We start from the raw sequence: 15889 nt of genomic DNA on the forward strand, positions 1-15889 counted from the left end.
GCCGAAAATTAAGAAAAATATCAATATAAAAATATTATTTTTAACAAAAAGCCAATATTATTTAAAAAATAATCTAATATTAATAGTCAAAATGTTAAAATTATTTCGAATCCATGTTATCAACGAATAGTTTCTTATTGATCCTGAATTTTATTATTGAGAAATTAAATCCTATTTTTGTCATACAAATTTTTTGAACAATGCCAAATATTTCAAACAGAGCACTGCATATGCCGCCATCGCCGGTAAGAAAACTGGTTCCTTTTGCATTACAAGCAAAACAGAAAGGAATAAAAGTATATCACCTTAATATCGGACAGCCTGATATTGAAACTCCGGAAACCGCTTTAAATGCTTTAAAGAATATCGATTTAAAAGTATTGGAATATGCGCTTTCTGAAGGTAATATCGAATACAGAAAAGCTCTTACAGAATATTATCATTCATTAGGTTTTTCAGATTTAACACCTGACAGTTTCATTGTTACCAATGGGGGTTCTGAAGCCCTGAACTTTGCCATTTCCACTTTATGTGATGAAGGTGATGAAGTGATTATTCCGGAACCTTATTATGCTAACTACAATGGTTTCACCAGCACATTCGATGTGAATGTAGTAGCAGTTCCTTCCACTATTGATACAGGTTTTGCCCTACCTCCTGTTGAGGAATTTGAAAAAAAGATCACAGAAAAAACAAGAGCGATCATTATCTGTAATCCGGGAAACCCTACAGGATATCTCTATACCCGTGAAGAGCTTCAAAAGCTTGCTGAAATCGCGTTAAAATATGATATCGTCATCATCTCTGATGAAGTATACAGAGAATATGTATATGACGGAAAGCAACAGATCTCAATGCTTGATTTCCCGGAACTGAGCGAAAACTGTATTGTGATCGACTCAGAGTCTAAGCGTTATTCCATGTGCGGTGTAAGAATCGGATGTATGGTTACCCGTTCTCAGAAGATCCGTAATGCAGCCATCCTTTTTGCGCAGGCCAGATTGAGCCCGGTTCTTTTAGGACAAATTGCCGCAACGGCAGCGCACCAGAATGACGGACCTTATATAAGGGCCGTAAGAGAGGAATATACACACAGAAGAAATGTATTGGTTGACCTCTTAAATGCTATTCCGGGAGTAATCTGCCCTAAGCCTAAAGGAGCTTTCTACTGTGTTGCTGAGCTTCCCGTAGATGATACTGAAAAATTTGCACAATGGCTGCTTGAAAAATATTCCCTTAATAACGAAACGATCATGGTGGCTCCTGCAGGAGGATTCTACAGTGATCCTGAATTAGGAAAAAAACAGGTAAGAATTGCCTACGTTCTGAAAGAAGAAGATTTGAAAAGAAGTGCTGAGATCCTGAAAGAGGCTTTAAAGAAGTACAAGGAAGAATTTAGCCTGTAAAACCATATATAATAATGCCGACAACAAAAAATATCCATCTGAAAATACTGTTTTCTATCTTTTTGCTGTCGGCATTTTTTTCCTGTGACACAAAAAAGCAGAAGCCAACTGTTTCTTACAAGAATCATGACGAAATAACTTTTATCAGTGTATCGCACATCGGAGGTACGCTTGGAGAATACAGGATCATTAAAGCTACAAAAGACTCCGTCTTTGCGGAAAAAGGAGCTACCGGCAACCGCACTCATCAGGAATGGAGTTCAGCCATTACCCCTGATACCTGGAAGCTGCTCATTTCTTCTATCAATATTGAAGATCTGGATCATATAAAAAGCTCTCCCAGCCAGCAGTCGGTAGATGGAATAGATGAAACCTTTCAGATCCGTACCCCGAAAAAGGCACACATCTATGTCAACTCTTTTGCAGACACCGCACATTATAAGCAACTCCAGCAGCTTAAAGAACAATTAGATAAAATTCTTCCCAAAGAATACCAATAAGAACATGCAAGAAAATTTTTCCTTAAAGCCTTACAATACATTTGGTGTTGATGCCAAAGCGCAATACTTTACTGAAGTAAACAGCACTGAAGAATTAAAAGAAGTCCTCAACTTTGCAAAGGCGCAGTCTCTTCAGCTTTTATTGCTCGGAGGCGGAAGTAATATCCTTCTCACAAAAGACTTTAGCGGTCTTGCCATCAAGCTTAATCTAAAAGGAATTTCTGAAGAAAGCATCAATGATCATGAGGTTCTTGTTACTGCAAAAGCAGGTGAAAACTGGCATGAATTCGTGATGTATTGTTTGCAAAAAAACTATGGCGGACTGGAAAACCTTTCTCTAATTCCCGGAAATGTAGGAACTTCGCCTATGCAGAATATCGGAGCCTACGGCACGGAAATCAAGGATGTTTTTGTCAGCTGCCAGGTCCTGGACTTAGAAAATATGGAACTTAAAACTTTCAATCTTGAACAATGCAGGTTCGGCTACAGAGATTCTATTTTCAAGCAGGAAGGAAAGGGAAAATATGTCATTCTGGAAGTTACTTTTAAGCTTACCCGGAAAGACCATCATATTAAAACAGAATATGGAGCCATCAAGTCCGAATTGGAAAATATGGGGATTGAAAAACCCACCATTCAGGATGTTTCCAAAGCTGTCATCAGCATCAGGCAAAGCAAACTGCCGGATCCTAAAGAAATCGGAAATGCAGGAAGCTTTTTTAAAAACCCGACAATTCCTTTAACTCAATTTGAAGATTTAAAGCATACATTTGAAAATATCCAGGGCTATCCCAGCGGAAATAGGGTAAAAGTTCCTGCAGGATGGCTGATTGAACAATGCGGGTGGAAAGGTAAGCAGATCGGAAATGTAGCTTCACACAAGCTTCAGTCTCTGGTCATCATCAATGCCACCGGAAATGCCACCGGAAAAGAAATTTTTGATTTTTCTACTGAGATTATCAACTCCGTAAAAGAGAAATTCGGGATAGAACTTGAGCGGGAGGTAAATATTATTTAAATCTAAAAATATTCAAAGGCTGTATTCATGATGAGTACAGCCTTTTTAATTGTTGATCATTTAAATAGACTCTGAAAACGCAAAGACACTAAGCTTTTTAAGCTACAATATAGCTTTTAAGGCGCAAGGATTTTATCTGGTACGATATATTTTAAGTAATATTATCTCCCATTGATTTTGAAGATGATGAGGACATTTATAGAAAAATCTGCCCGATCTCCTTTATCTGCGAGAACACTTTATTTCCTTACATCTTAGAAATATCATATCCCAAAAAATCATTATTTTAGCTAAAAAATAAAAGCACAACAATGAAAATAGCTATTCTTGGAGCCGGAAATATGGGCCTTTCTTTTTCAAAGTCGTTCCTCAAATACGAGCTGATCAAACCTGAAGATCTTCATCTGATCATCAGAAATCCTGCAAAAATTTCCAAAATAGCTGATGAGTTTCCCCAATCGAAAATTTCCACCTTTGAAGAAGTTCGTGAGCTTGATGCTGATCTGATTATTATTGCTGTAAAACCTCAGGATTTCCAGACAGTGGCTCAGAATATTCAGTTTACCTTCAAAGAAAACCAGATGATTTTGTCCATCATGGCCGGAATCAATATTGAGAAAATTCAAAAACTGCTGAACCATCCTCTTGTGGTAAGAGCTATGCCGAACTCTCCTACTCTTTTAGGAATGGGAATTACAGGATATACGGCGGCAAACGGTATTTCCTTCAGCCAACTGATCAATATCGAAAGATTGCTGAACAGCACAGGAAGATCCGTTTATCTGGAAAATGAAGACCTTCTGGATGGGGTAACTGCTCTTTCAGGAAGTGGTCCTGCTTACTTCTATTATATCATTGATGCGATGATCAAAGCAGGAATTGAGATGGGTATTGAAGAAAATCTTTCCAAACTTTTTGTAAAACAGACCATGCTGGGAGCTTATCACCTGATCAACAATTCTGAAAAGAACCTTGAAGAACTTATTAAAGATGTAGCATCCAAAGGCGGAACTACAGAAGCTGCTCTAAAAACATTTGAAGAAAACAGTTTTAAAGAAATTTTACAACAGGGAATTCTGAATGCCGAAAAGCGGGCTAAAGAACTCAATAATTAAACCTTTTATCAGCAAATCCGCAAAGCAGCCATCCTAAATACGCTCCGAAAGTATTCAGGATGATATCGTCTATTTCAAATATTCCCATTCTCGTAAAGTACTGAAGCCCTTCTACGATGAACATTGCTGAAATAAAAGCATAGATAAGGGACCTGAGATCTTTCAGCTTTGGAAAGACCCAGCCTGAAAAACCAAAAGGAATAAACATAATCACATTACCAAGAATGATCCTGAAGGTATACTTCCTGTCAATATTATTCTGAACAAATTTCACGGTAGAGAATACCGGCTCTACTGTAATCAGGTTATCTTCATACTGAAATCTGCCCATCCCCAAAAACAGAAGGTACAAAATGAATACAGTATAAGGCACAATAACAGCTTTATAAATTTTCTTTAACATCAGGTGCTAATATATTCATTTCAAAAATATTAAATTTGTGTCATAAAATAATTTAATGAAATACGTTCTGCTTACCCTTATTTCAGCAATGCTGCTGTCGGTTTCATGGCCAACTTATGGGGTTCCGTTTTTTATATTTTTTGCCCTTGTTCCTCTTCTGATGATGGAGCATGGAATTTCAAAATTTTCAGATTATAAAAGAAAAGGCTGGATCATCTTCTGGCTGTCTTACCTCTGCTTTGTCATTTGGAATGTGGTGACCACGGGATGGCTGTATGGTTCAAAGAATCCTGACGGAAGTCATTCGATGATGGCTGTTGTATTTCCCGTACTTGTCAATTCTCTCTTGTATTCATTGGTATTCCAGTGCTACCACTGGTACAAAAATGCGCAGGGAACCTATTGGGGACTGGCATTCTTTATTGCCATCTGGATGAGTTTTGAAAAATTTCATTTGGGATGGGAACTGACATGGCCGTGGCTGAACTTAGGGAATGTATTTTCAGAATATCCGAAACTGATTCAGTGGTATGATACCCTGGGTGCAACGGGTGGCAGCTTCTGGATCCTGCTGATCAATATCCTGATCTTTTATACTGTAAGAACCTGGGAAGCCGGAAGAAAGAAAAAAGATCTGATCAGAAACGCGTCAATCGTTGCAGGCCTGATCATTCTTCCAATGATCATTTCAGTCATTAAATATAACAGCTTTGATGAGAAACTTTCCGGACAGGTCAATGTACTGATGCTACAGCCTGATCTTGATCCTTATGCTGAAAAATATTCTAAAGACAGTCTGACCATTGAACAGGACCTATTAGCGCTTGCTGAAAAAAATTCAACGGGAAAGATCGATTATTATATGGCTCCGGAAACAGCTCTTCCGGGACGAGGCTCTATTTCTGAAACCGCTTTTGAAAAGAGCTTACTTTTAAACAATATCAAAGGTTTTTTATCCAAACATCCGGGTTCTGTTTTTGCAACAGGGATCTCGTCGCACCGTTTTTATTTTGATCCGGCTACCATGCCTAAAGAAGCTTACGAAATCAATCCGGGGCTATGGATCACAAGCTATAATACCGCTGTTCAGATCGCTCCTAACCAGAAGGTACAAGCGTACCATAAAGGGAAGCTGGTTCCGGGCGTTGAAATCTTCCCTTATATAAGTGTTCTGAAACCTATCTTAGGGAATGCCATGCTCAATCTGGGCGGAACGGTAGCCTCTCTTGGGACAGACAAAGAAAGAATTGCCTTTTCCAATCCTTACAACAAAGGTAAAATGGCTCCTATCATCTGTTATGAAAGTATCTATGGTGAGTTTGTAACGGATTATGTAAGAAAAGGGGCCAACTTTTTAGGAATTATGACCAACGATTCCTGGTGGGGGGTTACAGAAGGACACAAACAGCTATTATCCTATGCAAGATTAAGGGCGATTGAAACCCGAAGGGAAATTGCCCGTGCAGCCAACAGCGGTATTTCTGCACACATCAATGCCAAAGGTGAGGTAACCGCTGATACCTTCTATGGAGACCAGACCACCTTATTTGCAAAGGTCAACCTTTATGATACCATGACATTCTATACAAGGGCCGGAGATCTTCTTTCGAGATTTTCAATATTTGCATTAGGGTTTTTATTATTTTATTTCCTTATAGAATGGTTTAGAAATAAAACAAAGAAAGCATAGTTCTTAAACATAAATTCCACTAATCTATGCACAAATAAACGCAATCATCTGCGCAATCCGCAGGATCTGTGGGAGCTTATATTTTGCTCGCTGATTTTGCAGGTCACGCTGATTTTTACTGATAAAATTTAATTATTCTATCGATTTAGATATTTTGAGGACAAAAAAGAAAGCATAGTTCTTAAACACAAATTCCACTGATCTATGCACAAATAAACGCAATCATCTGCGCAATCCGCGGGATCTGTGGGAGCTTATATTTTGCTCGCTGATTTAACAGATCATGCAGATTCTTTTCTATAGATGTTTGGGGTATAAAAAAAAGAAAAGCCAGCTGGACGTCTGGCTTTTCTCATGATAGAATGATTCAGTTATTTAATCGTAAGTTTTCGGGTGGTTATTTCGTTTTTTATTTTCAGTTTTAGTAAGTAGACTCCTTTCGGAAGATGAGAGACATCAACGGACTGATCACCATTCAAACTAACGTTCAGCTTCTTTCCATCCATTGCATACATTTCAACTTCAGAAACTCTCTCTCCTTTTATATATACTTTATCAGAGGCGGGATTCGGATAAATGGCCAGCTGCGCTGCCGTTCTGTTTTCTTTTATTCCCAGTGTGCTTTCCGTAGAAGCGTCAGAATATACTTTTGAAGCATCAATTGATCTTACGCTCCAGTATACGTTCTGAACTGCCGGATCAAGGTCCAGGAACCATGAAGGTGTTGTCACCACATATTTGGCGATATCATGTGCCCCTTGAGCAGTTCCCACTGTTATTTCATAACGTAGAGCATTCACCGGTGTTTTATCATCTGAAGCTCCGCTCCATGAAAAATTAAACCTGTTTCCGTTTTTTGTAAGATTAAGATGAGTGGGTGCTGTCGGCTTGGCGTTCGCTTCTGTGGAATTATTTTTAAAAACCTTCGTCAGCGAAGGATAATCGACTCCTGACCAGTCAAATCCTCCCAGCAAAACATCCAGATGATGATCATTGTTAAAATCAAACAGATGTACAAGGCCCGGACCTCCAAGAGGTGTTAATCCGATTAGTGTACCTTCAGTAAAATTATGATTGGAGACATTATAAATATAAGTTTTTACAACAGCATCGTAATCTTCATTTCCGGAAATAATAAAGTCATAGTATCCGTCATTATTCAGGTCTCCTACGCTTAAGGAGACATCAGAAATATCACTATCTGAGATCAGCTGAGGGGTCAGCGTCCCCGTTCCGTCATTCATTAAAACAGCAAAATACGCATCATCATTATCATCTCTTCCGATCATTACAATATCCTGAAAACCATCAGCATTAAAATCCGCAAATTCAATTTTTCCTGCAGACAAAGGGAAAAGATCCTGAGTAGGTGTTAATGTTCCTGCCTGGTTCATATATACCTTGGAAACCGGACTCCCATTAATATCCGATCCAACAATTATAAGATCCAGAAGATTATCATTATTAAGGTCAACCACTTTAAAGCTTCCGTTTTGCGTCCCGTCAACCCAGTTCTCTGTCATATCAAAACCTGAGCCTGTATTTTTATAGTAATCCAATGTATTTACGAAGCCATCACCGTGCGCATATTGAGTACCGTTGAGTGCATAATCCTGCTTTCCGTCGTGATTAAAATCAAAGACCTCCAATGATCCGTAGACCTTACCTTGAAGCTCATCTTGCTTCACAAACCCCGATCCGGTATTTTTGAAACGGTATTGCTTATAATTCACAATATCCATATAACTAAGTCCGGTTGAAACAATATCCATCAAACCGTCATTATTATAATCGATAAACCTGATATCTCCAAGGTGGGTCACATCACTTCCCAATCCCACATATGGCTGTAATGTTGTACCATCATTCTGATAAACCTCATTGTAAGTACTGTCTGCACTTCCGTCTCCATCAGAATCTATAGCACCGTTAAGCACAATATCCAGGGTTCCGTTGTTATCCATATCAGCAATATCAGCTGCTGAATAGTAAAAATTCTTAATACCCGTCGGCATCTCAGAAAAGTTCTGCGCCATCAGTCCTACGGGCAGCATCGACAATAAAATATAAATCCTCTTCATTTTGTTTTTATTTAGATTAATTAAAAACAAAGATAGAATATTAAATTCTCTGAGTGAAAAAAAGCCTGTATGAAATATATCAGCACTGATTATCTGCTATATCCCGGAAATTCGGCTATTTTAAAAATTCAATATTATTAATCAGCTACTTATTTACAAATATTTTCTAAAAGATTTGTCTATCTAAAAAATTCTTCGTTATTTTGCACTCTCAAATATTATACAAATAAGAACATCGAGATATGTCAAGAATTTGCCAAATAACAGGAAAGCGTGCAATGGTTGGTAACAACGTTTCTCACGCTAATAACAAAACGAAGCGTCGTTTTGAAATTAACTTATTAGAGAAGAAGTTTTACCTTCCAGAGCAAGATAAGCACGTAACACTGAAAGTATCAGCTCATGGATTGAGAGTGATTAACAAGATTGGAATCGAAGAGGCTCTGGAAAGAGCTGTAAGAAACGGATTGATTAAAAAGTAATTGAATCATGGCAAAAAAAGGAAACAGAGTTCAAGTAATCCTTGAATGTACAGAGCACAAAGAAAGCGGTATGGCAGGAATGTCTAGATACATTTCTACTAAAAATAAAAAGAACACTACTGAGAGATTAGAGCTTAAGAAGTATAATCCGGTTCTTAAAAAATATACTGTTCACAAAGAAATCAAGTAATTTATAAATAATAACTTACCATGGCAAAGAAAGTAGTAGCAACCCTACAAAGCGGTCAATCTAAGAAAATGACTAAAGTGGTGAAAATGATTAAGTCTTCTAAATCAGGAGCTTACGTTTTCGAAGAAAAAGTAATGAATGCTGATGAAGTAGATGGTTATTTGAAAAAATAATCCTTACTTTATTTACAATATAAAAAACTACTCATATTTTGGGTAGTTTTTTTGTTATCTTTGTGCACCAGATTATTAATCAATAAAATATGAAAAAGATTCTTGTTCTGGTTTGCACCGCAACTTTTCTATTTTCATTCAGTCAGAAAACAATGAACCCTACAGAATATAAAAGTTCGCCGAAAGTTTTTAGCATCAAAGGACTTTCACAATCAGTAAGCATTGATTGTGGAAATTCTAAAATGATTTTGTTATCCGGACAGGTTCCTTTAGATTCAGAAGGTAATCTTGTGGGAAAAAATGTAGAGGAGCAGACCCATCAGGTTTTTAAAAATATTGAACATGTTCTGAAAGAATATGGAGGGACGGGAAAGGATGTGATCAAACTTGGAATCTTTATCACCGATATCTCTAAAACTCCGGATTTCAGAAAGGTCAGGGATGCGTATGTCAACCTTCAAAACCCTCCTGTAAGCAGCCTTGTGGAAGTGAGCAGGCTTTTCAGAGATGATGTCCTTATAGAGGTGGAAGCCACAGCAGTGATTAAAAATAAATAAGAATAAACTAAAACTATGAGTTGGTTTAAAAATATTTTCAAAAAGGAAGAAAAAGAAACCTTAGACAAAGGATTGGAAAAATCCAGTCAGGGATTCTTTGAAAAAATGACGAAAGCCGTAGTCGGTAAAAGCAAAGTAGATGATGAAGTACTGGATGACCTTGAGGAAGTACTGATCGCATCTGACGTAGGTGCCTCTACCACCATCAAGATCATAGAAAGAATTGAAGAGCGTGTTGCCAGAGACAAATATGTCGGTGTCAACGAGCTTGATAAAATTCTCCGTGAAGAAATTTCAGGATTACTGCTTGAAAATCCACATGCGGGTACGGGAAATATCGATGCTTCCAAAAAACCATATGTCATCATGGTAGTAGGGGTAAATGGAGTGGGAAAAACAACCACTATCGGAAAGCTTGCCTACCAGTTCAAGTCGGAAGGCAAAAAGGTTGTATTAGGGGCTGCTGACACCTTCAGGGCTGCTGCGGTTGACCAACTCACCATCTGGAGTGAAAGAGTTGATGTTCCTATCGTAAAACAGGGAATGGGCTCAGATCCCGCTTCAGTTGCATTTGACACTGTACAAAGCGCTGTGGCGCAAAACGCAGATGTGGTTATCATTGATACGGCAGGAAGACTTCACAATAAGATCAACCTGATGAACGAGCTTTCCAAGATCAAAAGAGTAATGCAGAAAGTAATTCCTGATGCGCCTCATGAGATTCTTTTGGTTCTTGACGGTTCTACAGGACAGAATGCTTTTGAACAGGCAAAACAGTTCACAGCAGCGACAGAAGTCAATGCTTTAGCAGTAACCAAGCTGGACGGAACAGCAAAAGGAGGTGTTGTCATTGGGATCTCCGACCAGTTCCAGATTCCGGTAAAATATATCGGCGTAGGTGAAAAAATGCAGGATCTTCAGCTTTTTAATGGTACGGAATTTGTAGACTCATTCTTCAAGAAGAGATGATTTATATCATGTTTTCCCATATATTAGCAAAAACAAATCATTTTAAATATTAACAATTAAAATTTTAAAACTATGGGAATTTTAACTTGGATCATATTTGGTCTTATCGCGGGAGCCATTGCAAAATTAATAATGCCCGGAACCCAAGGAGGCGGATGGCTAATGACAATTATCCTGGGAATCGTAGGAGCTTTTGTCGGAGGATTTATAGGAAGTGCTATTGGCTGGGGAACAGTTGACAATTTCGATTTCAGAAGTATGCTGCTTGCAATAGGAGGATCACTTATCGTCCTCTGGATTTACGGAATGGCGACGAAGAAAGGCTGATATTTATAAAAAATAAAATCCCGGATCTGAAATTCAGATCCGGGATTTTTGTGTACAATATAATTTAGTTAGTTGTTGATTCTAATCTGGTAAGGCATTTCCATCTTTACTTCAGCCTGTAATTTTTTGTCCGTGATCTGCTGCAAGATCTCATAGTTAGACTTTCCTATTTTATTTTTAATGATCCTTGCAGAAACATCCTCTTCATTAAGGTCTTTAAACAGTTGCTCAACCGGTGACATTTTCTTAGGGAACGCTTCTACATGATAAGCTTTTAATCCTGCTTTCTGTGCCGCAAACTTTACAGCATCATTCAAGGTACCCAGGTCATCCACTAAACCGATCTGCTTTGCACGGGCTCCGCTCCATACTCTACCACCACCTACATTATCGATCTGCTCAAAAGTCTGCTTCCTGTTTTGGGTAACGAAATGTACAAATCTTTTATACGTTCCTTCCACACTTCTCGTCATCATATTCACTCCATAAGGTGTTACTCCGTTCAATCCTGAGTAATACATAGAGTTGGCGTTTGTAGCAACAACATCTGCACGGATTCCGTTTTTATTCGCAATATCTTTATAATAAGGCAGCACACCGAAAACTCCAATGGAACCTGTAAGGGTATTAGCCTCAGAATAAATTTTATCTGCGGCCATTGCCACATAGTATCCTCCTGAAGCCGCATAGTCCCCGAAGGAAACCACCAAAGGCTTTTTCTTTTTTAACTGTTGCAATTCAAATAAAATTTCATCTGAAGCATTTGCACTTCCGCCAGGAGAGTTGATTCTGAATACTACAGCTTTTACCTTGTCATCATCCTGAAGCTTTTTAATATATTTTACATATTTATCAGAGGAAATATCATTATATCCATCCCCACTGTTGATAGATCCCGAAGCATACAGCACAGCTACTTTCTCTCCTGATTTATCCTCATCCGCATAGGAACTGATATAGCTGGTCAAAGAGATCTTGTTCAGCTTTTCTTTTTCCTTTAAACTTAATTTAGACTTCAGGAGATTTTCATATTCAGATTTCTGAATCAGCTTATCTGCAAGTTTGTATTTTAATCCCTGTTCAGGAATCATTCCGTATAAACTGTCAACAATTGTTCTGAACTGGGCTGTATCGATTTTTCTTGAAACCGCCATTTTATTGGATGTATTTTTCCAAAGATCGTCTAAAAGAGTGCTTAGCTGCTCCTTATTCTCAGGCGAAATATCATTTCTTAAAAAAGGCTCAACCGCTGATTTAAACTTACCATGACGGATCACTTCAATCCCTATACCATACTTATCCGCAAAATCTTTAAAGAATGTAACTTCAGTGGCAAGACCCTTCAGCTCTATAGCTCCCGCAGGGTGAAGATAATACTGATCAGCTACCGATCCCAGGTAATAGGCAGACTGTGATACCCCGTTTCCGTAAGCATATACAAACTTTCCGCTTTTCTTGAAATCCTCAATCGCATTTCTGAGATCATCAATCTGGGTCAGTCCCGCACTCAGATCATCAGCTTCAATACTGATCCCTTTAATATTGTTATCGGTTTTGGCTTTATTTATAGCTTCCAGCGCATCATAAAGAAGAACGCTTTTGTTCTGGTTACCTATTCCGAACAGTCCCATTTCCTCTTCAGTAGGGCTGTCTATTATATTGGTTTTTAAATTAATCGTCAGAACCGAATTCTTTTTCACCGCCACCGACTTATCACTTCCCATGGAACTGAACACAAGCATCATAATGAAAAAGATGAAAAATACAGCGCAAAGTATGATTATTGCTACTATATTTGCCAAAACATTTTTTAAGAAACTTCTCATAAATCAATCAATTTTCCAATATGTCGCAGCATAAGGTAGTTTTGTTACTAGGAAGTAACCTTGGAGAGCAAAAAAAAAATATAGAGCTCGCTTTGCAGAAAATAAGTGATGCCGGAAATAACATTTCACAAATCAGCGAATATTTAATATCAGATCCCGTAGAATTTGCCAGTTCCAATATTTTTTGTAATATTGCAGCATTAATATTCACGCATCTTTCACCAATTCAACTGCTTGATTGTGTTAAGAAAATTGAGGTTGAAATGGGAAGAATTAATGATTCAAAAGTATCCGGAGGTTATACCGACAGGATCATAGATATTGATATCATTAAGTATAATGAATTAAATTTTACATCAGAAAGATTAGAAATCCCTCATAAAAAACATCTTTTTGAAAGGGATTTTTCCAGAATATTATTAAAAGATTTTATTTAAAACATAAAACATATTGTATGAAATTAGGTTTATTATTATTGGCTACAACATTGCCGATTGCAGCTTTCGCACAGGACAGCAGCACTACAGTAAACTCTTCTACCGAGTATCCTAATACATTCTCTTCGGGATCAGCTAACGTACAACCTTTTGACAACAAAGCCAGACGCTTCAGAGACTGGTCAATTTCCGTTGGAGGGGGACCTGCATTTATGGTGCATTCTGACCTTAAGTCGATCCGTAAGGATAAGACCAATTGGGGATATAATGCTTACATCAGTGTAGATAAGCAAATCACACATGCATTCGCTCTAAGCGTAATGTATATGCGAGGAGAAACGAAACAGACGGCACAACTTCCGGGTGCTGCAGGGCAAACAGCGGGAATAGCTACCGCAACCACACAATTCGATAATATATCGTTATTGGGAGATATCAACTTCTCAAACTTGTTCAGAAGAGTTGACAATCACTCTCCATACAGATGGGCATTCCACGGATATATGGGTATTGGTGTTCAAGGGTTCAGGACCTCACTACATGACAATGATGAGTTCAGATGGAGTAATGCTCCCAAAAGAGTTCCTTTGTTCATTAAGCAGGACATTGATATTAACTCCATATTCTACCAGGGAGGTATTGGAATAAAATACAATGTTTCAAAACTTATTGACATTGAAGCAAGAACCATGTATATCATCAGTGGAGATGATGAGTTCGATGGTGGCGGATGGGCTGATCCTAACGACTATGATCCTTCCACTCCAGGTTCAAAATATAATATGCTCAACCCTAGAAGATCTGATAATGCATGGACAGTAAGTTTAGGTTTATCTTTCAAATTAGGAAAGCATTTATCTCATCTGGCATGGCATGATCCGCTTCAGGAAGCTTACTACAGAACCAGCGTTCTTGAAAATGCAGCTACAGACCTTGTTGTTTGCGAAAAAGGAGATGCTGATAATGATGGAGTATGTGATGACTGGGACAGACAGCTTGATACTCCTGCAGGAGCAAGAGTAGACGGTGCCGGAGTTGCTTTGGATATGGACCTTGACGGAGTTATTGACCTTTATGATAAATGTGTAACTGTGCCAGGACCTGTTGAAAATAACGGATGCCCTACCAAATAATAAAAAATTAAAATATTTTTTTTCAAGAAAAAAAATCAAATAATAATACACGATGAAATTAAGTTTAGCAATTGTTGCTCTAGCTTTGGCTGTCCCTGCCGTAAGCTTTGCACAAGACTCAACGGCAGTTTCCAACGGAGAATATCCAAATACTTTTTCTTCAGGATCTGCTAATGTTTCCCCATTCACCAATCAATCTAAAAGATTTAATGACTGGTCTATTTCAGTAGGAGCAGGGGTTCCGCTTCTTCAATCCGCTGATTTGACCTCTATCAAGAATGGTAACGGTAAAAACCTTTTTGGATATTCCGCCTATATAAGTATTGATAAAGCGATTACCCATGCCTTTGGGATCAATTTACAATATGACAGAGGTGAGACCAGACAAGGGTGGTTCAATACTAAGAATGCTGCTCCGGATGGAGCTGCAGTAGCTGGTAGAACACAATATGACGCTATTTCGATCTTAGGAGATATCAACTTCTCTAATCTGTTGAGAAGAGTAGACAACCACTCTCCTTACAGATGGGCGCTTCATGGATATGCGGGTATCGGTACAATCGCTTACAGAGCATACCAGAAAAACAGCAAAGTACAGCAACTGATGACTGAAATTAAACCGTTTCAGATAGGTTCAATGTTCATGCAGGCAGGTGCCGGACTGAAATTCAAAGTAAGCAGAAGAATCGATATTGAAGGTAGATTAATGTATGTGGTAACCGGTGATGATGAATTCGATGGAGGCGGTGATGCTTACAGCGCTATCAACAAGCGTTCTGAGCAGGTTTCAGATAACTTCTTTAACGCGACTTTAGGTCTTTCATTCAAGTTAGGAAAACACGAATCCCACTTAATGTGGCATGACCCGCTTCAGGAGATCTATTACAAACTTGATGTTTTGGCGAATAAAAACCAGGATGTTGAAGTATGTAAGAAAGGAGATGCTGATAACGACGGAGTTTGTGATGATTGGGACAGACAGCTTGACACTCCTGCAGGAGCAAGAGTGGATGGTGCCGGAGTTGCTCTTGACACTGACCTTGATGGTACTATTGACCTTTACGATAAGTGTGTAACGGTTCCCGGACCGGTTGAAAACAACGGATGTCCGGTGGAGAAAAAAGATAACAACCAGACAGCTATAGAAGTAGAAAAAACGCTTAAAGATATTTACTTTAACTTTAATAAGGCTACAATCACACCTGAATCTAACAGCAAACTGGATCTTGCAGCTTCGATCATTAAAGAAAACGGAGGAAACTACCTGCTGACAGGACATACCGATATTAAAGGAAATGCTGCTTACAACCTCAGACTGTCTAAAGAAAGAGCTGCTGCTGTAGTAAGCGCTTTAGAAAGCAGAGGCATCAATGAAAATGTACTGAAATCAAGAGGAGTAGGATCCGCGGAAGCTACGATTCCTGCTTCAGCTTCAGATGCTGAAAGACTGGCAGACAGAAAAGTTACTGTAAGATTTATAGAAAGTTCACAATGGGATGCTATCAAAAAGAAAGATTATGAAGATGCTCCTGTAAAAAAACCGGTAAAAAAAGTACCGGCTAAGAAAAAGAAAAAGTAATTT

General features: G+C 38.4%; 17 protein-coding genes. 14 read left to right on the forward strand and 3 right to left on the reverse strand.

Annotated elements, in window-relative coordinates; genetic code table 11:
* Positions 1-200: 200 nt before the first annotated feature.
* From AC4IF5_RS11325 to proC, 4 genes are all read left to right on the forward strand, one after another.
* Positions 201-1406, forward strand: a complete 1206-nt coding sequence (locus AC4IF5_RS11325; RefSeq protein ID WP_490734558.1) for a pyridoxal phosphate-dependent aminotransferase — start codon at positions 201-203, stop codon at positions 1404-1406.
* Between the two features lie 14 nt (positions 1407-1420).
* Positions 1421-1906 (forward strand): hypothetical protein, encoded by a 486-nt coding sequence (locus AC4IF5_RS11330; protein WP_490734560.1) that lies wholly within the window; start codon positions 1421-1423, stop codon positions 1904-1906.
* Between the two features lie 4 nt (positions 1907-1910).
* A complete protein-coding gene (murB, locus tag AC4IF5_RS11335; RefSeq protein ID WP_490734562.1) occupies positions 1911-2924 on the forward strand; it encodes a UDP-N-acetylmuramate dehydrogenase in 1014 nt (337 codons plus the stop codon).
* Between the two features lie 311 nt (positions 2925-3235).
* Positions 3236-4039, forward strand: a complete 804-nt coding sequence (gene proC / locus AC4IF5_RS11340; protein ID WP_490734564.1) for a pyrroline-5-carboxylate reductase — start codon at positions 3236-3238, stop codon at positions 4037-4039.
* On the opposite strand, the gene AC4IF5_RS11345 is transcribed toward proC, so the two are convergent.
* Positions 4029-4442, reverse strand: coding sequence for a VanZ family protein (locus tag AC4IF5_RS11345; protein ID WP_490734566.1), 414 nt, complete (start codon positions 4440-4442; stop codon positions 4029-4031). The genes proC and AC4IF5_RS11345 overlap by 11 nt on opposite strands.
* A 55-nt stretch (positions 4443-4497) precedes the next feature.
* On the opposite strand from AC4IF5_RS11345, the gene lnt reads away from it, so the two are divergent.
* Complete coding sequence (lnt, locus tag AC4IF5_RS11350) at positions 4498-6132, forward strand: apolipoprotein N-acyltransferase (RefSeq protein ID WP_490734568.1); 1635 nt, start codon at positions 4498-4500, stop codon at positions 6130-6132.
* A gap of 371 nt (positions 6133-6503) precedes the next feature.
* Here the strand turns inward: lnt and AC4IF5_RS11355 are convergent, their stop codons facing one another.
* Positions 6504-8213 carry a T9SS type A sorting domain-containing protein gene (locus AC4IF5_RS11355; RefSeq protein ID WP_490734570.1) on the reverse strand — a complete coding sequence of 570 codons (1710 nt, stop codon included), beginning with the start codon at positions 8211-8213 and terminating at the stop codon, positions 6504-6506.
* A 242-nt stretch (positions 8214-8455) separates the two neighbouring features.
* Here AC4IF5_RS11355 and rpmB point away from each other — a divergent pair, with 242 nt between their 5' ends.
* From rpmB to AC4IF5_RS11385, 6 genes are all read left to right on the forward strand, one after another.
* The gene (gene rpmB / locus AC4IF5_RS11360; RefSeq protein ID WP_007841810.1) at positions 8456-8695 is read left to right on the forward strand and encodes a 50S ribosomal protein L28; all 240 of its coding nucleotides are present in this window, start codon (positions 8456-8458) and stop codon (positions 8693-8695) included.
* Positions 8696-8702: 7 nt separating this feature from the next.
* Positions 8703-8885, forward strand: a complete 183-nt coding sequence (rpmG, locus tag AC4IF5_RS11365; protein WP_062697831.1) for a 50S ribosomal protein L33 — start codon at positions 8703-8705, stop codon at positions 8883-8885.
* Between the two features lie 20 nt (positions 8886-8905).
* Positions 8906-9058 (forward strand): DUF4295 domain-containing protein, encoded by a 153-nt coding sequence (locus tag AC4IF5_RS11370; protein ID WP_073175385.1) that lies wholly within the window; start codon positions 8906-8908, stop codon positions 9056-9058.
* Positions 9059-9147: 89 nt separating this feature from the next.
* Positions 9148-9615, forward strand: a complete 468-nt coding sequence (locus AC4IF5_RS11375) for a RidA family protein (RefSeq protein ID WP_490734574.1) — start codon at positions 9148-9150, stop codon at positions 9613-9615.
* A 15-nt stretch (positions 9616-9630) separates the two neighbouring features.
* Positions 9631-10584, forward strand: coding sequence for a signal recognition particle-docking protein FtsY (gene ftsY, locus AC4IF5_RS11380; RefSeq protein ID WP_490734576.1), 954 nt, complete (start codon positions 9631-9633; stop codon positions 10582-10584).
* 72 nt (positions 10585-10656) lie between these two features.
* The gene (locus AC4IF5_RS11385) at positions 10657-10911 is read left to right on the forward strand and encodes a GlsB/YeaQ/YmgE family stress response membrane protein (protein ID WP_123276559.1); all 255 of its coding nucleotides are present in this window, start codon (positions 10657-10659) and stop codon (positions 10909-10911) included.
* Positions 10912-10979: 68 nt separating this feature from the next.
* On the opposite strand, the gene sppA is transcribed toward AC4IF5_RS11385, so the two are convergent.
* Complete coding sequence (gene sppA / locus AC4IF5_RS11390) at positions 10980-12737, reverse strand: signal peptide peptidase SppA (protein ID WP_490734578.1); 1758 nt, start codon at positions 12735-12737, stop codon at positions 10980-10982.
* 20 nt (positions 12738-12757) lie between these two features.
* Between sppA and folK the strand changes: the two genes are divergently transcribed.
* From folK to AC4IF5_RS11405, 3 genes are read left to right on the forward strand one after another with little or no spacing between them, the layout of a single operon-like run.
* Positions 12758-13174, forward strand: coding sequence for a 2-amino-4-hydroxy-6-hydroxymethyldihydropteridine diphosphokinase (folK, locus tag AC4IF5_RS11395; protein WP_490734580.1), 417 nt, complete (start codon positions 12758-12760; stop codon positions 13172-13174).
* A 17-nt stretch (positions 13175-13191) separates the two neighbouring features.
* Positions 13192-14307, forward strand: a complete 1116-nt coding sequence (locus AC4IF5_RS11400; protein ID WP_490734582.1) for an OmpA family protein — start codon at positions 13192-13194, stop codon at positions 14305-14307.
* Positions 14308-14359: 52 nt separating this feature from the next.
* Complete coding sequence (locus AC4IF5_RS11405; protein WP_490734584.1) at positions 14360-15886, forward strand: OmpA family protein; 1527 nt, start codon at positions 14360-14362, stop codon at positions 15884-15886.
* Positions 15887-15889: the final 3 nt, after the last annotated feature.

This window comes from Chryseobacterium sp. UF-290 (assembly GCF_058245615.1).